Raw genomic sequence first — 26247 nt, forward strand, 5'->3', positions numbered from 1 at the left:
GCCGAGCGCAACCTCTTTGCCATAGATCTTCCATGGCTTGGCAGCCTCGTTCTCACCCATGAGCTTGACGGCGAGGTTAAGGGCCTCAAGGACTTTCCGGCCGATCAGCGTCCCCCCGTCGCGATCCCCTTCTTCGCCTTCCGGGTCATGGTCGGCTGCGGCATCGTTATGCTTGGCCTCGTCCTTGTCGGCGGATGGCTTCGCTGGCGCGGCCGGCTGGACGCCTCGCCGGCCTTTCTCGCGATCACCCAGATCGCGGCGCCCATCGGCTTCGTGGCGGTCATCGCAGGTTGGATCACCACCGAGGTCGGACGTCAGCCCTGGACAGTATACGGCCTTCTGCGCACGGCGGACTCAGTGACACCTTCATTGACGGGCTTTGATGTGATGCTCTCGCTGATCGGCTACGCAGCGGTCTATCTCATCATCTATCCTGCAGGCCTCTTTCTCATGCTGCGTATTGTGCGCAAAGGCCCGGCAATTGCTGCCGAGATAGATGTGGAGATCGAGGGAGGACGGCCCGGGGCGCCGGTCCGCGCCGGAGCCGTCGAACTTCGAGAGGGAGAAGTGCGATGAGCCAAGTCCTCGATTTCGTGCCAATCTGGACGCTGATCCTCGGCATGGCGGTGTTCTTCTACGTGCTGCTGGATGGCTTCGATCTTGGCGTCGGCATGCTTTACGGCTTCGCGCCCGACACTGCATCCCGCAACACGATCATGAACTCGATCGCACCGATCTGGGACGGCAACGAGACCTGGCTGGTGCTGGGCGGCCTCGGGCTTCTGGCGGCGTTTCCGCTTGCCTTCGCCATCATCATCCCGGCGGTGTATTTTCCGGTCCTGGTCATGCTGCTGGCGCTGGTGTTCCGCGGGGTGGCGTTCGAATTTCGGTTCCGCGACGCTGAACACAAGACATTCTGGGATCATGGTTTCTGCTATGGCTCGGCTGTCGCCACCTTTGCTCAAGGGGTCGTGCTAGGCGCCTTCATCCAAGGTTTTGAGGTCACCGGCAGGCAGTTTTCCGGCGGTTCCTTCGATTTTCTGACACCATTCTCGCTATTGACAGGTTTCGCCCTGTTGTTCGGCTACGGCCTTCTGGGCGCCGGCTGGCTGATCCTCAAGACCGAGGGGGAGGTGCAGGCGGCGGCGCGCCGCCACGGCCGCATTTGCCTTGTTGGCGTCCTCGTCGGTATTGGCGTGGTCAGCATCTGGACCCCGTTCATGAGCCCGGCCATCGCCGCGCGCTGGTTCGCTTGGCCCAACATTCTGTATTTGGCACCGGTACCCGTTGCGACTGCGGCCGTCGCCTTCCTCACCTGGCGGGTACTGGGCAGTGCAAGTGAGACGAAGCCTTTCGTCGGCGCCATCGGCCTCTTTGTGCTTTCCTATGTTGGGATCGCCATCAGCCTCTTCCCGATGATCGTTCCCTACCATTTCACGCTTTGGGAATCGGCCTCTTCAGAACGCACCCAGGCTTTCCTGCTCGTCGGCACTCTTGTGTTGTTGCCAGTGATCCTGATGTACACCGGCTGGTCGTATTGGGTGTTCCGCGGCAAGGTCCGAGCAGATATCGGATACCATTGAATAGGACCTCGTTCCTGCCCAGATCCACTCAGTCGCTCGCATATTTGCATGCTATCTGACGGGCTCGTGCAGGAGGCTGCGTGTTGCGGCGAGCCAATGTCGGTGAAATAGACCTAGACTATCCGCATTATCCGTCGCCACGATGCAGCAAGCGCCGCAGCATCGGTTCGATGCGTGAAAGCTCGTCGAGATGCGCGGCCGACAGCTCGGCCAGACAATCGTCGGCGCGCTCGGTCAATTGCAGCAGCACACGACGGTGGTCGTCCTTGTCCTGATCCCTTGCGACCAGCCCTGCCTCGCTAAGGCGATTGACCAGCTCGACGGCGCTGTGGTGGCGGATGCGCAGGCGCTCCGCCAGATCGCCAACCGTCACCGGCCCGCCGCCCGGGAAACCCCTAATCGCAAGCAGCGCCTGGTGCTGGCGCGGCGTCAGCCCGGCGTCGTCCGCCTGTAGTTGGCTGAATTCGAGGAAGCGACGGATCAGGTAGCGAAATTCGGACAGCCGCTGGTAGTCGGCTCGGCTGATGGCGGGGCGTGGTTTCTGCGGCTGCGTCATAACAGACATTTGTTCGTTTTCAGGGAAAGCTCAAACGGATTTCGAGCAAAACCAGCTTGAATATTTATATCGTGTTACGATACATATCCAGCCAACAAGCCGGCTGGCCACTTCGACCGCGCCGCCTATCCGAGATACGGCCCGTCGCCAGGAAGCAAAGCCACCATGAAGATCAATCACTCGAATCCCGAGCATCTCCGAGATTTTACGACCGATGCAAGAGTGCTCACTATAGCCACCATTGCTGTAGTGGTTGGGACGGCAGCCGTGGTTGCCGGCATCGGGCTTTTGAATCTGATCCGGCTCGCCACCAACATTGCCTATTTTGGCCAGTTCACGCTTGCTGATCTGAAACTCAAGGACACGCCGCTTGGGCTTGCCTCTGTCGTCGTCCCGGTGATCGGCGCGCTGATCATCGGCCTGATGGCGCGCTTCGGCAGCGAGAAGATTCGCGGTCACGGCATTCCCGAGGCCATCGAGGCGATCCTGCTCGGGCGCTCCAAACTCGACGCCAAGGTTGCGATCCTGAAGCCGCTGTCCTCGGCGATCTCGATCGGCTCCGGCGGACCATTCGGCGCCGAGGGCCCGATCATCATGACGGGCGGTGCGATCGGCTCGCTGATCGCGCAAATGCTGCCGGTCAGCGATAATGAACGCAAGACGCTGCTGGTGGCGGGCGCGGCGGCCGGCATGACCACCGTGTTTGGAACACCGATCGCCGCCATCATGCTGGCGGTGGAACTGCTGCTCTTCGAATGGACCCCGCGCAGCTTCATCCCCGTGGCGGTCGCTGCGATCATTGCCGAGGTGGAACGCACCATGCTGCATCTGCCCGGGCCGCTCTTTCCATTTCAGGGCGGTATGGAAGTGTCCTTTGTCGGCCTTGCCGGGTGGGTCGCGATCGGTGTTTGTGCAGGGCTGTTGTCAGGGCTGCTGACGCAGATGGTCTATGCCTGCGAGGACGCGTTCCAGAAGCTGCCCATTCACTGGATGTGGTGGCCGATGCTCGGTGGTCTGGTGGTCGGCATAGGTGGGCTGATAGAGCCACAGGCGCTCGGCGTAGGCTATGACAACATCGCCGACATGCTGGATGGCCGCACGCTTGCCACCGCCGCACTTCTCCTGCTCGTGGTCAAGGCCATCATCTGGTCGGTTGCGCTCGGATCGGGAACGTCCGGAGGCGTGCTGGCGCCGCTGCTGATCATGGGCGGGGCGATGGGCGCGGTGCTTGCTGGCGTTCTGCCCGCGGCAGACCCTGGCTTTTGGGCGCTGCTGGCAATGGCCGCCACCATGGGTGGCACGATGCGCGCGCCGCTAACGGCAACCTTCTTCGCTGTCGAACTGACCGGCAACACCCATGTGCTGGTGCCGCTGATCGCGGCCTGTGCTGCAGCGCACGCCGTCACCGTGCTCTTGATGAAGCGTTCGATCCTGACCGAGAAGATCGCCAGGAGGGGACACCATCTGGTTCGCGAATATCGCGTCGATCCCTTTGCCTTGACCAGGGTGCGCGAGGTCATGACCTCAGAGGTCGAGAGTGTGCCGGCGACGATGACGCTGCATGGCGCCGCGGCATTCCTGACCGCCCCCGAGACACAGCATCCGAGCTTCCCAGTGGTGAACGAAGACGGGCATGTACTTGGCCTCATCGACCCCCCGGCAATCCTGCGTTGGAGACGTGCCGGCACGCACCGCACGACGACACTTGGCGAACTGCTGGCCGGCAGCAAGGTCACGCTTGCCTATCCGGACGAGTATCTGGAAGGCCTCTCCGACAAATTGCTGATCGCCAACGTTTCCCATCTGCCTGTCGTCACTCGTGAAGGATTGCTGCTGGTCGGTTATGTCGGCTGGAAGGATCTGATGCGCGTGCGGTCGAGGAAACAGGCCGAGGAACGCGATCGTTCGGCATTGCTGGGCTTCAGCACCCGCCGTAGAAAACAGGATGGCGCTGAACAAGACCGCGTTGGTTGAACACGCACCAGATGCAAGCCTTCTCGAAACGCGATCGATCTACCTCGCCAGCAATTACGCGGCTCTCAATCGCGATACGGTATTGTGTATCCTTTTGAGGGACTTTCAAACGGCCGACTGACCGGAAACCTTCCGATCGACGAATGGAGGACCTTGGAGGCCGAACGAGGAGCCCGCCGCACAATCTGTGATCTCATTCAACCAAAATATGCGCCTCACGGGCGGCTTCGACAAAAACTTCTCTTGCAACATCGGCGGAAACGCCACCGTTTATGGCCTGTCGGCAAGCTCTCAACGCGGACCGATGTTTTTGACTTCCTGCATCGCGCCAATTGCCTCCAAGCAAATCTATCGCTTGTTGAGCGTTCAAGAGATTGCGAATGTCTCCGCCTATGCCGGTGGTGACTGACACCGGCTTGGAAAACCATGCTTCGTACATGATGGAACCTCAGATAAATCGTACTGAACAAAACGCACGCGTCGACGAACGGTTTCGTTGAACAGCTATCACCGTTGCGTGAGTAGGTGCGAACGGGATCGCCCGCGACAAATTGCATTGTCCACCGAACGTCTCATGCCGATCATGTCGGAACCATACTCAAACGGCGATCTCGGCCGCTCTTCCTAAATGGCGCCAACGACGTTCTCGATGCGCCACGCGGGACGTGACACCGATCACGCCCGCGCCCATAGCAATACGTCGTTAGCCTGCTTAAGCAGCCGACGGTCCGGGGTCGTCGAATCCGCTTGAATCGGTCATGAACATCGTCTTGGCTGCCCGTATGAGAATGTTTCCGGAACCATGCACGGCTCCGAGAGCGGGTTGGGCTGTCGCTTGCCCGCCTGCCGCCACTTGAGCGAGCTTGGCCTTTTCTCGAAGGGAGGCCTCGGGCTGATAAGCCACATTTTCTACCGATACCGTTTCTTCGCGTCCGTCCGCCCTCGCGAACGTCATCTGCTCGCCTTCGGCCAATCCCAGAAGAGCGAGCCCGCGCGGATTGGTGATCGACAGAACCGACCCGACTAGGCCGCGCATCTCGTCATGGGCAACGATGCGCGTTTCAGCCGGGGCATCGTTCACCCTGTAAGTGACCCGGCTGCTAAGTGTCACAATGTTTGCCGGGATATCCTCTCGGAACGTCACGATGGCGGTCGACAGCTTGCGCTGGAGGATCGGGACCAAAGGATCGTCACGCCCAAGGACGGTGGAGTCTTTTGTCGTGAGGCGAAAGATCTGATCGTTGGACATGCATATCTCCAGGTCGGCCGCTGGGACCGACAAAAAAGGCGTTCTCCGTTCTAAGATTTGTTTACGAGTTGCCCCTGACACGTGCACCGCGAGCGGCCACGGGAGGGGCTACTCTCCCGCGATCGAGCTGCCTGCCTGGTTCAGCCGATAGAAGAGATACGGAAGGGTTACGCCAACGTTTACGACTAAGCTTCGTCGGCCATCGCCGCTTTGCGTTGGCCGCTGGCTTCGCCGACGCCGTTCTATATGGCTTTCATCACCACCAACGGTTGGCTGCGTCCATCGACGTGTTGCTTGAGCTGCAGGAAACCTGGAATGGCACGCAGCGCTAATGACGAGCCTTGACTTGCTCTTGGATTCAATTTTTTTGGCCATCTCAAACTCGCAAAGCCGGGCCGTGCGTCCCTCTGGAAGCAGGCACTCAGGTCGATGCCGGGTCTCACGGCATTAATCTCGGCAGGCTAAGCCGACCGGATTTGTTTGGAGAAGAACGCTCGCCCCTCGACTCAAAGAAAAGCCGAGCCGAGGGTTAGGATCCCGCAATGGGGCAATCCCGGAAGTAAAAGAGCAATTTCACAGCGCCATTCAGGGTTGCATCCTTCCCGAGATACTTACGGAAGTCAAGAGGTCTCCAGAAAACAAAAATGACGCCGTCTTGTTTGAGATCGTGATTCGCCAGTTTCCATATAGGGCGATCTTTGAAGAACGCCCTATATGGATGCTAGGAATCGAGGTTATTTCTTGCCTGCGCGTTGCCCGACTTTGAGAGAGTGTTGAGAGATCGCGGATATCTCCGCTGGCTGTTCCCTTATCTTCTTTGGTTTGCGTATTTCTCGATTGCCATTTTTCTTTGACATTGGATTCCTGTCTTGAAGCTAAGGTCACACATCAACCTCCTCCTGCGCGGTCTCGCGCGGGCACAAGCCGTGTGACATTCGCAATCAGATTCCGTCTGAACGTGTGTTGCAGTCAGCGAAACCAGTTGGGTTGTTGATACCAAAGGAAGGACTCCCTGGCCCAGTTGTCGCTTCGGCGACAATCTGGACCAGGGCTAATGGCCTACGAGAAGGCCCAGCCGAAAAGTCGGCAAATAGGGGATCGAACTTTGCATGCCTCCATCTTGGTCATGGAATGTTCAAAGTCAAATGCGGTTTTGCAAAGAACACTTTTTGTCGCAGGGTAGTTTCTACCCTTGCTTTGGTCGCCCTAACGTCTAGATTCGTTGGCATGTGCATGAAAACATTCATCATGATTTCGAGGCTCGCCGGGGATGCATATGCTTATCCCCGGGGCAGCTTGATGATTAACTGACAGCCGCACAGTACTCCGCTCCGGGAACACTCACCAAAATCATCGCGGTGCAGTTCTATTTGCGTATCGCTTGGCGAGCGCCCCTCGGAGCCCATCATGTTCACCCCGTTTTTGGCCGTCATGTGCCAGACCTGTCAACGCAATTTGCCGAAGGCCGCACGCCGCTGTCCATGGTGTGCCAGCCGGGGCCTTCTTCAATATAGCTGCCACACGCGCCCTCAGAAGGGTTTTCGACGGCGTCGATGCGTCGCTCTCGAAAAGACCGGGGTGTAGACCATGTCAGCGATTGAAAAAGCTGCCAGCCGTGGAGAGCTGGAGTCGTTCCAGGGTTCAGGCATTCGCCGTCAGTACGGTGCCATCGCATGGCGCCGGTCCAGGAGTGGTGAGCTCAAGATTCTCCTGATCACATCGCGAGAGAGGGGGCGGTGGATCGTACCCAAAGGCTGGCCCATCAAAGGCGAGACCCCGGCAAAGGTCGCCGCACTGGAGGCATTCGAAGAAGGAGGAGTATTCGGAGATGTTCGCTCGGAGCCGATGGCGACCTACGACTACCTGAAAATCCTTCGCGACGGTTCGACAGCCTTATGCCGTGTTGTTCTGTTCGGCATCGAAGTCCGGGGCACGCTCGTCAACTGGCCCGAGCGGTCTCAACGCAAGCGGAGTTGGTTCACGGTCTCCGAGGCGGGATGGACTGTTTCGGACTCCCAACTCGCGCGAGTTCTAAGGTCTTTGGAGGCGAACTGCACTGTTTGCGTCGACGATTGCAAATGCGGACGTCTCCCTTGGCCGACGCGACTCGCGAAAAAGAAGACGGTCCCCGCAGATCCAAGCCTTGAATCCTTTCCAGTCACGTTTCCCACGTGACGCCAACCATCATGGACAAGCATATGAAAATCGAATCCTGGCCTGTGCACGCACGAATTTCCGGTCCTATCGTAATGATTGGCTTCGGCTCCATCGGCAAAGGAATGCTGCCGTTGATCGAGCGCCATTTTGAGTTTGATCGGGCCCGCCTTGTGGTTGTCGATCCCGACGACACTGACCGCCGCCTCCTCGATGAGCGGGGGATTAAATTTGTTCATGCGGCCGTCACACCAGGTGGCTACCGCGAGCTTCTCACACCTCTTCTAACAGCCGGCGGTGGCCAAGGATTCTGCGTCAACGTCTCGGTCGATATATCGTCGCGCGACATCATGGAGCTCTGCAGGGAGATCGGTGCGCTCTATATCGACACCGTTGCTGACCCTTGGGCAGGCTTCTACCTCGACAACAGTGTGGGGCCTGAGGCTCGCACCAACTACGCCCTACGCGAAGTCATCCTCGAAGCACAACGTCGGAACCCGGGTGGCACGACTGCCGTGTCGTGCTGCGGGGCCAATCCCGGAATGGTCTCGTGGCTTGTGAAGCAAGCATTGCTCACCCTCGGCAGCGACATCGGAATAGGACATGAAGAGCCGAAATCCCGAGAGGAATGGGCGATCTTGATGCGGCGCGTCGGCGTCACGGGCATGCATATTGCCGAGCGGGATACGCAGCGCGCTCTGTCGCCAAAGCCTGTCGGGGTGTTCGTCAACACCTGGTCTGTAGAAGGCTTCGTGTCCGAGGGCCTGCAACCCGCGGAACTTGGTTGGGGTACCCATGAAAGATGGATGCCAGCCAACGGCCGGACACATGACAAAGGCTCTCAGGCTGCGATCTATTTGCTTCAGCCGGGCGCCAACACGCGCGTCCGCTCGTGGACGCCTACAGCACAGGCACAGCACGCCTTCCTGGTCACCCACAACGAGTCCATCACGATTGCCGACTACTTTACCGTTCACGGCGATGACGGAAAGGTCGCCTATCGGCCGACCTGCCACTACGCCTATCATCCTTGCGACGATGCGGTGCTTTCGTTGCACGAAATGTTCGGCAAAGCTGGCAAGGCTCAGGACAAGTTCCACATCCTTGGCGAGAACGACATCGTCGACGGCATAGATGAACTTGGCGTGCTTCTTTACGGGCATTCAAGAAACGCGTTTTGGTACGGTTCGCAGCTCTCGATTGAAGAGACGCGCCAGCTTGTGCCCCATCACAATGCCACTGGGCTTCAGGTCACGTCGGCAGTGCTCGCAGGCATGGTCTGGGCGCTTGAAAACCCCGAGGCTGGCATCGTGGAGGTTGAAGACCTGGACTTCCGGCGCTGCCTGGAGATCCAGAAGCCCTATCTTGGCTCACTCGTGGGTGTCTATACGGACTGGACGCCTCTGGATGGCCGGCCTGGGCTCTTCCCGGAAGAGATCGACACATCCGATCCATGGCAGTTCCGGAATGTGCTGGTTTCATAACTGAATGGCGGCGGGCAGGGCGACGCACGGCGTTTCTGCTCCCGGGTTCTCTCCCGGCGTGGAAGCAATTCGACGATTCCGTGCGGACGGTCTCTTCCAACTCGAAACGCCAGACATGGCAATAAGGAAATTGACCCGATGGATCTCACCACACGGCTCATAATCGCGATCGGGCTCGGCGCGCGTCTCATCGGCGCGTTCATCCTCATTTAGCCGATTGTCGGCGCTTCAGATCACAGCCACTTCGGTTCGTCCACCTGGTTCCACTACCGGCCGCCAGCACTTCAAACGCGCGACCGATGCCGAGAGAGAAACGATAAGGCAAGCACCGAAGTCGGCTGCTGGAAACACTTGAATGCCCGGCAAAGAATTTGTGCCGGACCTCCCGACTATGCAATCATTCAGGGGGACATCCAAAGCAAGCCGGGGGCGACAATGGTGTGGGTGCTTGCGGGCGCGGCATTGGCCGCCTGGTTCATTTATCGCGCCATTAAGAATAAGAAACGCAACGTTCAGCCACCCCCGCTGCGCGACGTCGCTCAAACGCGTAGCAACGTCATAGAAACTCTGTCCGAGGTCTCAGCTCGGAAAGCATGGGTTGATCCTCGAAACAACCCGGATCCAAGATTCACTGAAGGCCCAGACCAACGGGACCGGGGGTTGCTAACGCCATCGCCGCCAAATCGCGACAGGCTCTCTACGACAAAGCGTAGCAGCGTCGTCGAAGATTTATCTGAGGTTCCATCTCGGAAAGCGTGGATCGATCCTCGAAACAATCCCGACCCAAGATTTACTGAAGGCTCGGATCAATGGGACCGGCAGCGGGCAGCGCCGTCGCCGCCAATTAGCGGCAGGTTCTCTCCGGTCGAAAGTCTTGCCCGATGGATTCCGCGCGGAGAGAGCGTGCGGGTGAGTGGGATCTCCATCGACGCGGGCATGTTCTACCTCGGCGGAGCCTTTGCCGGATCGAGTTCGGGCCGCGGCGACAATTGCCTGGTGGATCCGTCGTGCACGGTTGCGCCATCTGGCAGCGATTTGTCGGGCGGCCTTCTGCCATATTGGCCTTCCTATTCGAACATTCCTCCCATCGCCCGGCGGACGTATCTCGACTGGCTTGCGGGCGGAAGGAACGATCCGAGGATCGGCATTGGGTATGTCTTCCTGTTTTTCTACGGCCTTGAACGTCGCCTGTTCGTAGATGCCGCCAAAGAGGAGGCGCCTGCCTTGATCGCGGAGGTCAGGCGCCTTCTTACGCTCCATGGCGACAGTCACTCTTTCAAGAATTACGCATTGAAACTTCTCGACGTCGCGGAGCTGGTCAAAGGTCCGGAAATCTCTCGCCCGGCACTCTCGCCCGATCTCAGGAACGGATACGAAATGCCGTTGTCCGTCAGGCTCCATCTAGGACGCAAACTCAGCTCCGCAGCTTCTTTCGACGGCACTGACGCACTCCTCTGGGTGTTGTCGCTTCCGGATAATTATCTCCGAACGCCTGCGACGAGATGTTTCGAGGAACTTGTCGAGCTCTGGCAAATGCGGTTCGCATCCCGCTACCCACAAGGACTCAAGGTCAATCCGCCGAAAACCAAGCTCAAGATCGAATATCATGGGGCGAGCGGCGGCTTCGACTGCAGGCTCGACTTGTCCGACAGCGAGACCGGGCCACTCCCCGACATTGCCGCGATTTCCGCACCCCTCGAAGGCCTGCGGGATCTCCTTAACGCGTGCACTGATGAACTCGCCTCGTACAGCCGCCTGCTGGGGAAAAGTCCAGAAGCGAAGGGCACGATCGAGGCCGCCTTCCTGTTGCCGAAGGAGATGTTGACGTCGCCTTCGGTAATGGGAAGTGCCGTGCTCGAGCGCGTCGAACACCTTTTCGGAGGCCGTAACATTGCGGGGGTCAGAGTAGGTCAACTGGCCAAGGCATTGGGAGTGGAGACCCCACCGAAAGGCAAACTTCCCTCCGGGTTCTGCAATCAAGTCGGAGCCTTTATGGATAAGCTTGACGTAGGGCTGGAGCCGGATCGGAGATATGGCGCCCGGAATCTCGATGCCGACGGTTACGTTCTACTGTTCAAGGCGAAAGACGGGGCGCCGGTAGATAGCGAGGCTCCAAGCTATGCTTCTGCCAGAGCGATGGTCGAAGTCGCTGCGCTTGCAGCCGCCTCAGACGGGAAAATCGAGACCAGTGAATTCGAATCCATCAAGAGTGACATCCGGGCTGTTCCCGGCCTCGGCGGAATTGAGCGCGCCCGGCTGATGGCTTATGCGAGTACGCTGCTGAAGGATGCTCCCGCCCGGCAATCCGCTATGCAGAGGCTGCGCAGTGTCAGGGCCGAGGCGCGCGACAGCGCGATCCGATCGGCCACGTCGGCGGTGCTCGCGGACGGACATGCCGCTCCGGACGAAGTGAAGTTTCTTGAGCGCTTGTACAAAACGCTTGGGTATCCAGTGGAGGACCTGTACTCCGCACTTCATCGCGGTTCGGTAGTCCTGGACGAGCCCATAGTCGTTACACCGGAAATACGGACGGGCAGTGTTCCCATTCCTGCCGAAGCCTCGGAACCCAAGGCATCCGGCATACGGATCGACCGTGCTCGGCTCGAACGGATAAAGTCGGAGACGTCAGCGGTTTCCCAACTTCTGGCAGGCATCTTTGTCGAAGACGAGCTGCTTTCTTCGCCACCGGCCCCGATGGAGGCGACCCTGCGAAGAGACTCCAGGTTTGAAGGACTTGATGCGGCTCATGCCGAACTGCTTTCCTGCCTTCTTGGAGCCGGAGAGCTTGACCGTGACGCATTCGAAGATATGGCGCGGAAACTTCGGCTGTTGCCGGACGGCGCGATCGAAACGATAAATGAATGGGGCTTCGACAAGTTCGACGAACCGATCCTCGACGGAGAGGAGCACATTGTGGTCGTTGAGCATGTTCGGATGGAGCTGCAGAGGGCGGGAGCGGAAAGATGACGACAGGAACAACCATCAAGTCGCGCGACCGCGACGTCATCCTCCAGGCGTTGGCCGCCGGCGTCGTCCCAAAGACGGGACTTCGCCACGTGCAGGTCGGAAGGGCCGCGGAAGTGGGAGCCCTGGTCCGCGATATTGACCGCCTGTCAGATGGCGGTGCGACGATCCGCTTCGTCATCGGCGAGTACGGGGCGGGGAAGACATTCTTCCTGAACCTCGTCCGCTTGATAGCGCTCGAACGGAAATGCGTGACCATCCATGCCGACCTTGGTCCCGACCGCAGGATTCATGCGTCCGCCGGCCAAGCGAGGGGACTCTATGCCGAGGCTGTCCGGAACATGGCCACCAGGACGAAGCCCGAGGGAGGCGCGCTTCCGAGTGTTGTCGAGCGTTTCGTGACCGACTGCATGAACGAGGCGGGAAGGAAAGGGGTGCCTGTCGAGCGCGTCATAGACGAACGCCTGGCCCATCTTCAGGAGGAGGTCGGCGGCTATGACTATGCGACCGTGTTGAAAGCCTACTGGCGCGGCAGCGAGGAGGGCGACGAGGTCCTCAAGACATCAGCGCTACGGTGGCTGCGCGGGGAATATTCGACGAAGACAGAAGCAAGGCAGGCGCTGGGCGTCAGGAGCATCATCGATGACAATGACATCTATGACGCGCTGAAATTGCTCGCAGCATTCGTCAAACTCGCCGGCTACGCCGGCCTACTCGTTGTCTTCGATGAAATGGTGAACCTGTACAAGCTCCAGAGCGCGCAGGCACGCAACCAGAACTTTGAGCAAATTCTGCGCATGCTTAACGACGTTCTTCAGGGGAATTTCGGTGGCTTCGGCTTCGTGTTCGGTGGCACCCCCGAATTCCTTATGGACACTCGCCGCGGCCTTTACAGTTACGCCGCGCTGCAGTCGCGTCTCGCCGAGAACGCCTTCGCGACGAACGGCCTCGTCGACCTGTCCGGCCCCGTGCTTCGCCTGCAGAGCCTTACGCCCGAAGACCTCCTTATTCTCTTGTCCAACATCCGGTCTGTGTTCGCACATGGCGATCCGGCGAAGCATCTGGTTCCGGATGAGGCGCTTCCCGCGTTCATGGAACATTGCAGCAAGCACGTGGGAGAGGCTTATTTCAGGACGCCTCGCAACACCATCAAGGCGTTCGTCCAGTTCTTGGCGATTCTTGATCAGAACCCTGGAACGGGATGGGAAAGCCTTCTCGGGCGAGTTGACGTCGCGCCCGACGTAGAGAACCCGTCAGTCAACGAAAGCGAAGGCGACGCAGAGGGCGGGGACGAGAATCTTGCCAGCATCAGTATCTGAGGAATGTTCCGGCTTCGACAAGCTCCACGAGACGATCCGGCGCTGGATTTGGGAACAGAAGTGGGAGGAACTGCGTGACGTTCAGGACAAGGCGATCGCCGCTATCCTGAACGGTGAGAACGACATCCTGGTCGCTGCCGCTACCGCAGCCGGAAAAACAGAAGCGGCTTTCCTGCCGATCCTCACGAAAGTTGCCGAGCGGAAAGAACGTGGCTTTTCAGTCCTGTATGTCAGCCCGCTGAAGGCCCTCATCAACGATCAGTTTCGCCGTCTCGATGACTTATGCGAGCGGATGGAGATCGACGTAGTCCGCTGGCATGGAGACGCTCCGCAGTCTGCGAAGCAGAGAGCGAGGCGCGATCCGCGCGGACTCGTCCTGATCACACCGGAATCCATTGAGGCAATGCTGCTCCGTCGCCCGGGCGACGCGAAGGCGATGCTGGCTTCGCTGGACTTCATTGTCATCGATGAATTGCATGCTTTCCTCAACGGACCTCGGGGGCTGCACCTCGCGAGCCTTCTACGTCGGCTGGATGATTTGGCCGCGAAGCCGGCGAGGCGTGTCGGCCTGTCGGCAACGATCGGCGACCTTTCCGTCGCCGCGCGCTGGCTCCGGCCTGAGCACCCGTCTTCGGTAGCGATCGTCGAATCCGCAGCCGATTCACCGGAGCTCCGTCTTCAGGTTAGGGCATACACCGATTCCGAGGAGGTCGAAGACGCCGACGGCCTGGAGAGCGACGAAGGTCCGCCAACTGCACTGGATCTGATTGCCGACCATGTCTTCGCGAACTTGCGGGGGTCCAACAACCTTGCTTTCGCCGGATCGAGAAAGCGAGTCGAGGCATTGGCGGACCGACTCCGCACGCGGTCCGACAGAGCGGCAGTGCCGAACGAATTCTTCCCGCATCACGGGAGCTTGTCGAAAGAACTTCGAGAGGAGCTTGAGGATCGGCTGAAGAAAGGTGATGTTCCCACCACAGGCGTGGCGACGACGACGCTCGAACTCGGTATCGACATCGGTTCGGTCAAATCGGTGGCACAAATCGGCGCGCCGCGGTCGTTGGCGTCATTGCGCCAGAGGCTTGGACGCAGCGGACGCCGGCGTGGCATCCCGGCCGTTCTCCGGATCTATGTGCGCGAGCGAAGCCTCGCCGCGGATTCCGATCCTCTAGATCGGCTGAGGTTGGAGACGGCGCGGGCAACTGCCTCGGTCCATTTGCTGATTGAAAGGTTCGTCGAGCCTCCATCCATGAACAGCGCCGTCGCGACGGTAGCGCTTCACCAGACGCTTTCGGTGATTGTTCAGGAAGGCGGCGCGCGTGCGGACCGGTTGTACCGATTGCTATGCGGTGCCGGACCGTTGTCCGCACTCGACAAGTCGGACTACGTGGAGCTTCTCCGATCGATGGCATCGCCGGAACAAAGGCTGATCGAGCAGGCGCCAGACGGGACGATCATGCTTGGCGAGATCGGCGAACGGCTCACGAGCGCGCGTGATTTCTACGCCATTTTCTCCACGGACGAGGAATGGCGGTTGGTCTCCGGAGGGCGCACGTTAGGGACGATCCCTGTCTCCAATCCAGTTGGAGTCGGCGCAGTAATCTCGTTCGCGGGCCAGCGGTGGCGCATCGTGGGGGTGGACGATCGGGGAAAAGTGATTGAAGTCGAAAGGCACCGATCCGGAAAGATCCCGAAATTCGACGCCGTAATGAACGAACCGATTCACGATCGGCTTGCGACCGAGATGCAGACGGTTCTGGCGTCGACGGAAATCCCTGCCTATCTTGATGGAGCCGCAACCGGTTTCCTTGAGCAGGGAAGGGCGGCTTACAAACTGTTGAGGTTGAATGAATCTCGGTTTCTGCGAGCAGGCAAGGACACCCATATCCTCACCTGGAGAGGTACGGACGCTAATTCGGTCTTGGCATTCGCTCTGGTTTCTGCTGGCCTGGAATGTGTGGTTCTCGACGTCGGGGTCACGGTCCTCGAGACGACGCCAGATGAAGCTGCCGCAATACTTCGGCAGGTTGCCGAGCGGCCGCCGGACATTCAATCGATCGCGGGCTTCGTAGAGAACCTTCGGACAGCCAAATTCGACGAGATGGTGCCGGAAACCTTGCTGCGGCGGCTGTGGGCGAGGGCGCATTCAAGAATCGGAGAAGACCTAGGGATGATGGCTTGGGAAGTTCTCGCGTCCAAGATTTGAAGCTCACAACCTATTGCAGGCATGCAAAGAAAACGTGCCCACGCACCCGTGCTCAACTACCAATCACGTATCTGCTTGCTGAGGCTGCGTGCATGCTCGCGGGCCGCTGTATCGTTGATCGCGAAGCCAGGCATTGTCCTAAGCCCGTCGGGCGAATGGACGTACCGAGAGCCCTGCGATTCTGTTGGCGTTGAGCAACACCTCAGCCTCTCCCCGATGCGACGAAACTGCAAGAATATCGCCTTTGTAAATGAGCGCCTTCGCCAGCACGGGCTGGGGCACTTGTATCCCACGATGACCCCGCGCAAAATCTTCCGCCACAGCCATGTCTGTTGTCCAAGAGATTCCCTTGACGCGGGGCCGCGAACAGCCTCGGTAGACCCTTACCTGCTCCGGTAGGGCGGAATAGAATTGCTTATCCTCGCATCCTAGGAACTCTCCACAATGGCCAGCCCTCTCCAATAGCTGGATGGCCCTTTTCCCGTGTTCCCACGTGACATCGCAGCTTGACCATACTTGATGAAAAACCGACCAGAAAACCGCCGGCTCTTCAAGATAGCCCAGCAGATCGAGCAGGCCAGTTAGACGGGTAGTCGATGAGTACCGCCGGAAGAGGTGCCGTACTTGGCAGTCTACCGCCTGCGAACACGTCGCGTCCATGTCGTCATGCTGTTGCACCACTTCCCCTCGTCCCAAGCAAGCACCCTCTCAAAGCAAATCTGATACAATGATGCGGGAGGATTCATTCGACGCAAAGGGGTAAGGTGCAATTCGGAGGGATAAGCTGCAATTCGGATCGCTGATGCCCAAGTTTCGACGCCTGGCCCGCAGAGATCACTGATAGCATGCCGCTGCGTTACGCAGGTAAAGCCGGCCTGTAGTCTGTGGTCCGACGCACGAGTCGCCGGATAGCGACGGGTTTCGCCGAGTCTAGGATCGGCCCGGCGGTCCGAATTCCGCGGCAGTCGCCGTCAAAGTTGGCGTTAGGTCCGGCTTTCCGCCGCAGCGAAGCGCGGGAAAAGAATGTTGTTCTCCAAGTGGATGTGCTTGATCAGATCTTCAGCGAACTGGGCCGTGCCCACATAGAGCGCTTGCCATGAGCGGCAAGCCCCTTCGGGCGTGGTGAAGTTGTCGGTGAGGCTTTCAAGCCGCCCAAGCGAAATGCCCTGGTCGTCGTGCTCGTGCCGCAGTTCCGAAATGGGGATATCAAACTTGCCTTCAGTCCACTGCAGCATCGCCGGAAACAAGATGGCCTCTTCCTTGGCCATATGCGGTTCCAGGTCTCTTTGCAGTTGCCGCAACGCTTCGGAAAGCCCGGCCGGCACCTTCGGATGTTCGTGATGCACCGCCTCCACCTTTCGCGACAGCGCTATAAGCTCCTGCAACGCACGCCGGTGCGCCTCGTGGTAGCAGGCCTGAATATGGTCGATCAGAACGTCGTTGCTCATTGCGGTAGGCACCGCGCTAGCGCCATCGGGGGTGCCGAGCGCTGCCAGCGCCCGCTCAAGCTCGCCTCTATCGACCCCTCGTCGGTGAGCGGCACTATCGAGAGTGAGATCGCCGTTGCAGCAGAAATCGATCTTGTAGTTCCGGAGAACCGCAGTGGCGCCGGGTAGCGTGGCGACTATGTCGCCGACAGTGCGCTGCCAGAGTTCTGGACCAGGGAATTGGGTGTTCATCACGAAGATCCTTGCAGTCGAGTAGGGGCCCTGAAGTTCAGAGCGATTCATCCGACATAACGCACCGTCGCGCAGCGGCGGTGTGGCGTAGGCGGGGCTGTTTCACCGATCGACGATATTCAAGTGGGCGTCTTTGCGCTGGAACAACAAAAACCCAAACCGCTGGCAGACACGCCTCGGTGCGGGCGAACCCGGGTCCGCTATAAAACCGGAAGACGGACAGATCGCTTGCGTTGGGCTGGAGCAGGATCTTTCCATTGTTGTCGCGGACCACGTGGGTGAAGAGCTCATCGTGGCTGCGGATCGCGCCAAGCCGCTGGCTGAAGCGTGAATGTGCATTTTTCTGAAGCATGTTTGTCCTAGCGCAAAGTACGGGTCGCATGCAGCCGATAGACAGGCGGCCACACGCAAAATCCGTGATTTACACCAAGAAGGAAATTGGAAGAAATGCGCTCGATCAGACTTGTGCCTCTCCTTACCGCCGCCGTTCTAACCTGGGCCGGCGCCGCCAGCGCCGCCGAATTCGAGGTATCCATGTTGAACATGGGCAAGCACGGCATGTTTCAGCTCGAACCATCGTTTCTCAAGGTAGCGCCCGGCGACACGGTTCATTTTGTTGCCAAGGACAAGGGCCACGATGTCGAGTCGATCCCCGGCATGCTGCCGGACGGTGCGGAGCCGTTCAAAGGTCAGATGAACAAGGACGTGACCGTCACGTTTACCAAGCCCGGTGTGTACGGTATCAAGTGCAATCCCCATTACGGCATGGGCATGGTCGCCCTTGTCGTGGTGGGCGATCCGAGCAGTAACCTCAAGGCAGCGGAATCGGCCAATCAGCCCGGTAAGGCCAAGAAGGCTTTCGAGGAACTGTTCAAACAGATTGGCCAATAGTACGCCCGTAAAACAAATAGTTAAGCCGCCAGCGATGCTACCAAATCGCTGGCTGCTTTAAGACTGGCGCTGGCTGCTGTGACCGTGCACGTGCAACCGCGCTGCGATAGCAGCGCTCCCCATCGCTCGATCCACTTCCTGTTGGCCGAGCCGGTACAACCTCGCGGCTGTTTTCGACAGCGCCTCATCGCCCAAGACGGCAAGCCGTGAACCAATCCGTCGGTGGAAGCGGCACGCAACTCCAGCCGTCGGCTTTGTCGCACGAAGGCCGGCATTGATGAGGCATCCAGCATGAAGCTCTCGTCCGCACCTGCCTTCGCACCAACAGAGGCTACGCCGCTCTTCGCATGGCGCTGCAGCGTGGTCGCGGCCACTGCCCCTTCGCCCGGACTGTCGCATCGTTGCCATGTGCTCCGACGTACGAATGGAAGGCGAAAGCCAGCGTTTATTTGTTCATCGCAACGCTAAGGGCTCGGCGAGGTGAACAGCGCACTGGCCTCTGCCTCGTCCCACGATCGAGCGCTTTTGGAAGGCAGCCCACGCGGATCGGCAAGTGCCGGCGACGCGCCCGTCGGCTGATCAGCTAATTGGAACGGCAGACGATCTCTTCGACAAGGTCGCGCTGCTCTTCGACAGGCCCGTCAAATGTTCTGGCAACCTCATACTCGTTCAGCCTCTCCATATGTGACGCGGGCCTTTAGCAGCGCTGTGCAGCGGTCTCTTCCATAGCCGTCGCCAAGCCAATTAGCTGCGGAACATCGCGCAACTGTGCCTCGGGTTCTTTACTCAACCGCTTCATGCGAACGCGCGTCGTGGAGGAGTGATCGTCAATCTGACATCCGCTGACGTCATTTGAGTTTGTGCTAGATCAAAGAGCCGCCAGCGCGATCGTCTAACGGTAGCGCGCCTTCGATCAAGCAAGCGATCGGGCTTTGGTGCAGAAAGCAAGCGGCAGAAATGAAATCAGATTTCGAATTCGGATGGAGATCGGCGGGCCTGGGTTTCCTGGCTTCTTTCGTCCTCCTGCTTGTCCTCCTGCTGCCGCAGGCCGAGGCCAACGCGTCTGGGCGGCTAGGCGAGTTTCTCGGCCGGATCAAAGCATCTGACGTCGATCCGGCAGCCGACAGCTTCGGTGAGATCGACGGCAACCCGCCTGCGGCGAAGCTCCTCAAGGGCGGTCAACTCGTTGGCTACGCCTTCCTCACGGGCGACGTCGTAGACTCGACCGGCTACTCAGGCAAACCGATCAACATCGTTGTCGGCATCGACCTGGACGGCAAGATCACTGGAGCAAAGCTCGTCGAGCATCACGAGCCGATCGTTCTGGTCGGCATCCCTCAAGCCAAGATCGATCATTATATCAACGGTTTCGCAGGTCGGCGTGTACTCGATCCGAGCGAGGCGAGCCGCATGCCCGTCGACATCGTCAGCGGCGCGACGGTCACAATGATGGTGATCGCCGACAGCATGACACAGTCGGCTGTCAAGATCGCGCGGTCGCGCAGCCTGGGCGCGGGCGCTGTGAATGTCGCTTCTCAGCCGGTCCACCGCACGATCGATCAGACTGGCAGCGCCGTTGAAACCTGGCAAGCCTTGCTGGGCGAGGGATCGGTCCGCAGGCTTGCGATCACCAACAAGGAACTCGATGACCTATTTCAGCGGACGGGCAATGCTGCGGCCATCGCCCGCCCGCAGGCAGGGGACCCGAATGCCCCCTTCGTCGACGTCTACATTGCGCTGGCAAGCGTGCCGTCAGTCGGGCGATCTTTGCTCGGCGACGCCGAATATGATCGCCTTCGCCAGGATCTGAAACCCGGCCAGCAGGCGATCCTCGTGGCCGGCGACGGGACGTATTCCTTTCGTGGCTCCGGTTATGTGCGCGGCGGCATTTTCGATCGCATCGAGCTGATCCAGAGCGAGAGCACCATACGGTTCCGCGATCGCAACTATCGGCGGGTGGGGGCGGTCGTTGCCGAAGGCGCGCCGGACTTTCCCGAAATTGGCGTCTTCGTCACGCCAGACGGTTCGAATCTCGATCCCGGCACGCCATGGCGATTCCAGCTCCTCGTGCAGCGGGCTACCGGTGCGCTCGACAAGGCATTCGTCACAACGGGGCTCGACTACTTGACCCCCGACAAGTTCCTGACCGCGCCTATTGCACCGCCAGTGGCGGTCACCCCGGCGCAGGTAGCCACGCAACTGGCAGCAGCAGCGGACGACGAGCCGCCGCTCTGGCAGCGGATGTGGCGGGCGCGCATGTTCGACATTGCCATCATGCTCGTCGCGATCGGCGTGCTCACCATCCTCTTCTTCTTCCAGGATTTCCTCGTGAAATGGCCGCGTGCCTACGAACGCATCCGGCTGGGTTACCTTGCCTTCACGCTTCTCTGGCTCGGCTGGTACGAGCACGCGCAACTGTCGGTCGTGAATATCCTCACATTCTTCAACTCGCTGCGCGGCGACTTCCGGTGGGACTATTTCCTGCGCGATCCGCTGATCTTCATATTGTGGTCCGCGATCGCCGCTGCGCTGCTGTTCTGGGGCCGCGGCGCCTATTGCGGCTGGCTTTGCCCGTTCGGCGCGCTTCAGGAGTGGACGAACCGGCTGGCACGCTGGGCTCACATTCCGCAAGTCCGCGTGCCGTTCTGGCTCAATCAGCGCCTGTGGGCGTTCAAATACATTATCTTCCTTGCCTTGTTCGGCCTTTCCTTCGGTTCGCTCGGCCTCGCCGAGGAAGCGGCCGAGGTGGAGCCCTTCAAGACCGCGATCGTCCTGCATTTCGCGCGCGAGTGGTGGTTCGTCCTATTCGCCGTCGGCTGCCTTGCGCCTGGCCTATTCATCGAGCGCTTCTACTGCCGCTATCTTTGCCCACTCGGCGGCGCGTTGGCTATTCCCGCCCGTGTGCGCATGTTCGATTGGTTGAAGCGTTACAAGGAATGCGGGTCGCCTTGCCAGCGCTGCGCCAATGACTGTCCCGTCCAGGCGATCCATCCGGAAGGGACAATCAATCCCAACGAATGCATCCAGTGCCTCAACTGCCAGGTGCTCTATCACGACGACCAGCGCTGCCCTGTGGTGATCCAAAAGCGCATCAAGCGCGAAAAGTGGCTGGCCCTCCAGTCCCCGTCGATGCAGCCGGAGCCTAAGCGCAAGCCGAGGGTTCTGGTGACCGTCAACGGTCGCGAACCATCCGTGGAACGGAAACCTGCGGCCAGCCTGGCCGCGTCAATAGAAGGAGACGACCAATGAAAGACGATGACAGGCCGACGGAAGCCGGAGTAAGCCGTCGCAGGCTTCTGACTGGAAGCGGCAAAGCCGCCATATTGGCAGGCCTGGCCAGCGCAGCTGCCGGCGGCGCCGTTGGCGTCGTCGGACTCCCCAAGCCCGCTCAGGCAAAGGAGGCGACCAGCGAAATCCGGCCGGGCGATCTGGATGAATACTATGGCTTCAGCTCAAGCGGCCAGTCCGGCGAGGTGCGTATCATCGGGCTGCCCTCAATGCGCGAACTCACGCGCATTCCTGTTTTCAACCGCTGCAGCGCCACTGGCTGGGGGATCACGAACGAGAGCCGGAAGATCATGACGGAGGGCCTGATGCCGACCACGCAGGCGTTCCTCGCCAAGCGCGGCGGCGTTTACCCCAATGGCGACCTGCATCACCCGCACATGTCGTTCACCGACGGCACCTATGACGGACGCTATCTGTTCGTCAACGACAAAGCCAATTGCCGCGTCGGGCGCATCCGTTGCGACGTGATGAAGTGCGACAAGATCGTCGAGGTTCCGAACGCATCCGACATTCACGGACTGCGTGTTCAGAAGTTTCCACGGACCGGTTACGTGTTCGCCAACAGCGAGCACATCATCCCGATCCCGAACGATGGCAAGATTCTTGATGATCCCAAGCAGTACTGGTCGGTCTTCACGGCGATCGACGGCGACACAATGAAGGTCGCTTGGCAGGTGCTGGTCGACGGCAATCTGGACAATACTGACGCCGACTACCAGGGCAAGTACGCATTCTCGACCTGCTACAACTCGGAACGGGGCGTGACGCTCGCCGACATGACCTCCGCGGACCGCGACTGGGTGGTGCTCTTCAACCTCAGCCGCATCGAGGATGCGGTCAAGAAAGGCGACTACAAGGAGATCAATGGCGTCCCAGTTGTCGACGGGCGGCACGGCTCACGCTACACGCGCTATGTCCCGGCCGGCAACAATCCCCACGGCTGCAACACGGCGCCTGACGGCATCCATGTCGCTATCGCCGGCAAGCTTTCGCCGACCGTGACGCTTCTCGACGTGCGCCGCTTCGACGACCTGTTCGACGACAAGATCAAGCCTCGCGACGTCGTCGTTGCCGAGCCGGAGCTGGGTCTCGGGCCGCTCCACACAGCATTCGACGGAAAGGGCAACGCTTACACCACGCTGTTCCTCGACAGTCAGGTCGTCAAGTGGAACCTCGACAAGGCGATTCAGGCTTACGGCGGCGCTAAGGTCGACCCGATCGTCCAGAAGCTCGACGTGCACTATCAGCCGGGCCACAATCATACCTCGATGGGCGAAACCAAGGAGGCTGACGGCAAGTGGCTGGTGTCGCTCAACAAATTCTCAAAGGATCGCTTCCTGCCGGTCGGGCCGCTGCATCCGGAGAATGATCAGTTGATCGACATCTCTGGCGACGAGATGCGCCTTGTCCATGACGGGCCGAGCTTCGCGGAGCCGCACGACATCTGCCTGGTCCACCGCTCGAAGGTAAGGCCGGAGACGGTGTGGAAGCGCGACGACCCGATGTGGGAGGAGGCTCGGCAGCAGGCGGCGAAGGACGGCGTCAAGCTCGAGGAAGCCGCCGATGTCATTCGCGATGGCAACAAGGTGCGCGTCTACATGCACTCCGTCGCGCCGGCCTATAGCCTCGACAAGTTCACGGTCAAGCAGGGTGACGAGGTCACCATCACCGTAACGAATATGGATGACGTCGAGGACTTGACCCACGGCTTCACCTTGGTGCGGCACGGGATCGCGATGGAAATCGGGCCGCAGGCGACCGCGTCCGTGACGTTCATCGCCGACCGGCCCGGTGTCCACTGGTACTATTGTCAGTGGTTCTGCCACGCGCTGCACATGGAAATGGCGGGGCGCATGATAGTGGAGCCGCAACCGGCATGAGTCGGCACCGGCACATCAGGAGCGCAGTTGCGGCGGCCTTCGTCGTCGCCTGCGCCTTCCTCCTCCCAGGGGCGGGGCGGGCAGAAACCGTCGCCGTTCCTTCGGGGGGCGACGGCCTTCGACAGGCGATTGCCGGCTCACACTCCGGCGATACGCTCAGACTCGCCGTCGGCGTGCATCAGGGCCCCATCCGGATCGATCGGGCCCTCACCATTGAGGCCGAGCCCGGTGCTGTACTCGATGGGCACGGTCAGGGCCGCACCATCGAGGTGGCTGCTCCTAACGTGGTCGTGCATGGCCTCACGATACGCAATTCGGGGATCGACGATCCAGCGGACGCGGCGGTCTTCCTCGAGGACAGCGCCGTGGGCGCAATTGTTGAGGACAACCGGATCGAGAGCAGCCTGGTCGGTGTCTATGTTCATGGCGCCGCCAACGCAGTTGTGCGGAACAATCGCATCGTCGGGCGGACTGACCTCAGGATAAACGAGCGCGGCAACGGCGTCTACGTCTGGAACGCGCCGGGTGCGCAGGTGATCGGCAACTACATCACGGGCGGACGCGACGGCATCTTCACCAATGCAAGCCGTAACAACGTTTTCCGCGGCAACCGCATCGAAGACGTCCGCTTCGCCGTCCACTACATGTACACGAATGACAGCGAGGTCAGTGACAACGTCTCGCGCAATAACCACGACGGCTACGTTATCATGTATTCGAGCCGCCTGGTGATCCGCCGCAACCTGTCGGAAGACGATCGCGATCACGGCCTTCTGCTCAACTACGCCAATGATGCAGACATCGAAGACAATATGGTGCGGCGGAGCGATCAGTGCGTCTTCATCTACAACGCCAACAAGAACCTGTTTGCCGACAACTGGTTTGAGGATTGCGCGGTCGGCATCCATTTCACTGCGGGTTCGGAGCGCAACCGGATGACGGGCAATGCCTTCGTCCGTAACCGCTCGCAGGTCGTGTACGTAGGGACACGGTCTCTCGACTGGTCCGCGGACGGGCACGGCAACTACTGGAGCGACAATCCGGCGTTCGACCTGAATGGCGACGGCATCGCCGACACCGCCTACCGGCCGAACGACATCTTCGACAAGGTCGTATGGACTTATCCGACGGCCAAACTTCTCATCAACAGCCCGGCCGTGCAGGTCATCCGCTGGGCTCAAGCGGAATTCCCCGCGCTCCATCCTGGCGGCGTCATCGATAGCGCGCCACTGATGGCGCCCATCCCGCCTGCGCTGGAGGTAAAGCCATGACCACGTCGCCGACGATACTCATGGAAGGCGTATCGAAGCGATACGGGGAAACCTACGTCGTGCGCGACGTGGACCTCTCTGTCGCGCCCGGCGAGTGCGTTGCCATAGTTGGGCACAACGGAGCCGGCAAGAGCACGTTGGTGAAAATGGCCCTCGGCCTGCTCACCCCGACCACGGGACGCGTCACGCTGTTTGGCGAGAACCCAGCTGGGCGCCAGGTCATGGCATTCCGGCGCAGGATCGGCTTCCTGCCCGAGAACGTTGCCTTCTCTCCGGCCATGACCGGCCGCGAGGTGCTGCGTTTCTACGCCCGTCTCAAGCAAGTACCGTTTGCGGTCGCCGACCAGCTCCTGGAGCGCGTGGGGCTCGCTGCCGCTGCGCTGCGCCGCGTCGGCACCTATTCTAAAGGCATGCGCCAGCGTCTTGGATTGGCGCAGATGCTCCTCGGCGCGCCGCGCGTCCTCTTTCTCGACGAGCCGACGACCGGTCTCGACATCGAGTCGCGGCAGATGTTCTACGATGTCATGGCGGAGTTGCGCGACGCCGGTGCCACACTGCTGCTTTCCTCGCACGCACTCAGCGACATCGAACAGGCCGACCGGATCGCGGTCATGAAGTCCGGCCGCATGGTCGCAGCGGGAGCGCTTCCGGAGCTCCGTCGCCTGGCGGATCTGCCGCTTCGGATACGGGTGCACGTCGCCGACGGGAATGTGGCGCGGGAATTCGCCGCGCGGCGCACTGTGCAGTGGCTCGATGATGTTCGCTTCGAATTCACGTGCGCCGACGATGGCAAGATCGAGGCAATCCGCAGCGTGTCGCTGCTCGAGGGCGTCTGCGACATCGAAGTGATGCCACCCACATTGGTCGATCTTTGCGACGAGCTTACACGGGAGGCTGCGGAATGAATGCCATAGCGACAATTGCCGCCCGCGAGATACGCGACGGCCTCCGCAACCGCTGGGCCCTTGGCGCCGTTCTGCTGATGGCCGGTCTGGCGCTGACCCTCGCGTTTCTCGGCAGCGCTCCCACGGGTGTGGTCGGCGCAAGCCCGCTCGAAGTCACGGTCGTCAGCCTGTCAAGCCTGACGATTTTCCTGGTCCCGCTGATCGCGCTTCTCCTTTCCCATGACGCAATCGTGGGCGAACGAGATCGCGGCACGCTGCTTCTCCTCCTTTCCTATCCGCTTTCGCGCTGGCAGATCCTTTTCGGCAAGTTCCTCGGGCACCTTTCGATCCTGACGGTGGCAACCGTGCTCGGCTACGGTGCCGCCGGAGCTGCTCTGGCCCTCGCGGCCGGCGAGTTCGATGCCGAAAGCCTGGGCAGCTTCGCGCGGATGGTCGGTTCATCTGTTCTGCTCGGCGCGGTCTTCATCGCGCTCGGATACCTCATCAGTGCGACCGTGCGCGAGCGTGCGACCGCGGCGGGCCTCGCCATCGGCATCTGGCTAGTTCTGGTCCTGCTCTACGATATGGCGCTCCTTGGCTTGCTTGTCGCGGATCAGGGGAGGACGATCAGCAGCGTCGCATTTAACTGGCTGCTCCTTCTCGACCCTGCAGACATCTTCCGACTCCTCAATCTTGCCGGGCTATCGAAAACCAGCTTGTTCGCCGGGATGGCCGGCGTTGCCGAGCAGATGCAGTTCGGTCGCACCGTGCTGCTAACGGCGCTGGCTGCATGGGTGGCGGCTCCGCTCGCCCTCGCTGTCTTTGTCTTTTCGAGGAAAGAACTATGATGCGTGCGACGGTTCTC

At 60.2% G+C, this 26247-nt stretch carries 19 protein-coding genes; 15 read left to right on the forward strand and 4 right to left on the reverse strand.

The features are described from left to right. Together AC07SZ_RS28285 and cydB are read left to right on the forward strand one after the other, a co-directional pair. On the forward strand, window positions 1-576 hold a 576-nt coding region (locus tag AC07SZ_RS28285), incomplete at its 5' end, for a cytochrome ubiquinol oxidase subunit I (RefSeq protein ID WP_494916846.1). Next, entirely contained in the window at window positions 573-1583 is a 1011-nt protein-coding gene (gene cydB / locus AC07SZ_RS28290; RefSeq protein ID WP_494916848.1) for a cytochrome d ubiquinol oxidase subunit II, read from the forward strand. The genes AC07SZ_RS28285 and cydB, both read left to right, overlap by 4 nt. A 127-nt stretch (window positions 1584-1710) precedes the next feature. Here cydB and AC07SZ_RS28295 read toward each other — a convergent pair whose 3' ends face one another. Further along, complete coding sequence (locus tag AC07SZ_RS28295; RefSeq protein ID WP_494916850.1) at window positions 1711-2148, reverse strand: MarR family winged helix-turn-helix transcriptional regulator; 438 nt, start codon at window positions 2146-2148, stop codon at window positions 1711-1713. Window positions 2149-2304: 156 nt separating this feature from the next. Between AC07SZ_RS28295 and AC07SZ_RS28300 the strand changes: the two genes are divergently transcribed. Then, on the forward strand, window positions 2305-4113 hold the full coding sequence (locus AC07SZ_RS28300) for a chloride channel protein (protein WP_494916852.1): 1809 nt from the start codon (window positions 2305-2307) through the stop codon (window positions 4111-4113). A gap of 193 nt (window positions 4114-4306) precedes the next feature. Here the strand turns inward: AC07SZ_RS28300 and AC07SZ_RS28305 are convergent, their stop codons facing one another. Then, on the reverse strand, window positions 4307-4552 hold the full coding sequence (locus AC07SZ_RS28305) for a DUF982 domain-containing protein (RefSeq protein WP_082582554.1): 246 nt from the start codon (window positions 4550-4552) through the stop codon (window positions 4307-4309). Window positions 4553-4825: 273 nt separating this feature from the next. Continuing rightward, on the reverse strand, window positions 4826-5362 hold the full coding sequence (locus tag AC07SZ_RS28310; protein WP_494916853.1) for a GreA/GreB family elongation factor: 537 nt from the start codon (window positions 5360-5362) through the stop codon (window positions 4826-4828). 1587 nt (window positions 5363-6949) lie between these two features. On the opposite strand from AC07SZ_RS28310, the gene AC07SZ_RS28315 reads away from it, so the two are divergent. The 5 genes from AC07SZ_RS28315 (at window position 6950) to AC07SZ_RS28335 (ending at window position 15489) form a co-directional block, all read left to right on the forward strand. Further along, on the forward strand, window positions 6950-7537 hold the full coding sequence (locus AC07SZ_RS28315) for an NUDIX hydrolase (protein WP_494916855.1): 588 nt from the start codon (window positions 6950-6952) through the stop codon (window positions 7535-7537). A 23-nt stretch (window positions 7538-7560) separates the two neighbouring features. Next, window positions 7561-9000, forward strand: coding sequence for a homospermidine synthase (locus tag AC07SZ_RS28320; RefSeq protein ID WP_494916857.1), 1440 nt, complete (start codon window positions 7561-7563; stop codon window positions 8998-9000). 435 nt (window positions 9001-9435) lie between these two features. Continuing rightward, the gene (locus AC07SZ_RS28325) at window positions 9436-11967 is read left to right on the forward strand and encodes a tellurite resistance TerB family protein (RefSeq protein ID WP_494916858.1); all 2532 of its coding nucleotides are present in this window, start codon (window positions 9436-9438) and stop codon (window positions 11965-11967) included. Further along, window positions 11964-13283 carry an ATP-binding protein gene (locus AC07SZ_RS28330; protein WP_056566934.1) on the forward strand — a complete coding sequence of 440 codons (1320 nt, stop codon included), beginning with the start codon at window positions 11964-11966 and terminating at the stop codon, window positions 13281-13283. The genes AC07SZ_RS28325 and AC07SZ_RS28330 overlap by 4 nt, the downstream gene beginning before the upstream one ends. Continuing rightward, entirely contained in the window at window positions 13264-15489 is a 2226-nt protein-coding gene (locus AC07SZ_RS28335) for a DEAD/DEAH box helicase (protein WP_494916860.1), read from the forward strand. The genes AC07SZ_RS28330 and AC07SZ_RS28335 overlap by 20 nt, the downstream gene beginning before the upstream one ends. A gap of 983 nt (window positions 15490-16472) precedes the next feature. On the opposite strand, the gene ric is transcribed toward AC07SZ_RS28335, so the two are convergent. Next, the gene (gene ric, locus AC07SZ_RS28340) at window positions 16473-17168 is read right to left on the reverse strand and encodes an iron-sulfur cluster repair di-iron protein (protein ID WP_494916861.1); all 696 of its coding nucleotides are present in this window, start codon (window positions 17166-17168) and stop codon (window positions 16473-16475) included. Between the two features lie 133 nt (window positions 17169-17301). Here ric and AC07SZ_RS28345 point away from each other — a divergent pair, with 133 nt between their 5' ends. From AC07SZ_RS28345 to AC07SZ_RS28375, 7 genes are all read left to right on the forward strand, one after another. Next, window positions 17302-17499: a hypothetical protein gene (locus AC07SZ_RS28345; RefSeq protein ID WP_494916862.1), complete on the forward strand. Its 198-nt coding sequence runs from the start codon at window positions 17302-17304 to the stop codon at window positions 17497-17499. A gap of 116 nt (window positions 17500-17615) precedes the next feature. Next, a complete protein-coding gene (locus AC07SZ_RS28350) occupies window positions 17616-18059 on the forward strand; it encodes a pseudoazurin (RefSeq protein ID WP_494916863.1) in 444 nt (147 codons plus the stop codon). 957 nt (window positions 18060-19016) lie between these two features. After that, window positions 19017-21308 (forward strand): 4Fe-4S binding protein, encoded by a 2292-nt coding sequence (locus AC07SZ_RS28355; protein WP_494916864.1) that lies wholly within the window; start codon window positions 19017-19019, stop codon window positions 21306-21308. Next, window positions 21305-23227 carry a TAT-dependent nitrous-oxide reductase gene (gene nosZ / locus AC07SZ_RS28360; RefSeq protein WP_056566909.1) on the forward strand — a complete coding sequence of 641 codons (1923 nt, stop codon included), beginning with the start codon at window positions 21305-21307 and terminating at the stop codon, window positions 23225-23227. Before AC07SZ_RS28355 ends, nosZ begins: the two co-directional genes overlap by 4 nt. Continuing rightward, window positions 23224-24498 (forward strand): nitrous oxide reductase family maturation protein NosD, encoded by a 1275-nt coding sequence (locus AC07SZ_RS28365; RefSeq protein ID WP_056566906.1) that lies wholly within the window; start codon window positions 23224-23226, stop codon window positions 24496-24498. The genes nosZ and AC07SZ_RS28365 overlap by 4 nt, the downstream gene beginning before the upstream one ends. Then, window positions 24495-25403, forward strand: a complete 909-nt coding sequence (locus AC07SZ_RS28370; RefSeq protein WP_494916865.1) for an ABC transporter ATP-binding protein — start codon at window positions 24495-24497, stop codon at window positions 25401-25403. The genes AC07SZ_RS28365 and AC07SZ_RS28370 overlap by 4 nt, the downstream gene beginning before the upstream one ends. Further along, complete coding sequence (locus AC07SZ_RS28375; RefSeq protein ID WP_494916867.1) at window positions 25400-26230, forward strand: ABC transporter permease; 831 nt, start codon at window positions 25400-25402, stop codon at window positions 26228-26230. Before AC07SZ_RS28370 ends, AC07SZ_RS28375 begins: the two co-directional genes overlap by 4 nt. The last annotated feature ends 17 nt before the right edge of the window (window positions 26231-26247 follow it).

Source organism: Mesorhizobium sp. GW821-FHT07A06, from assembly GCF_059419085.1.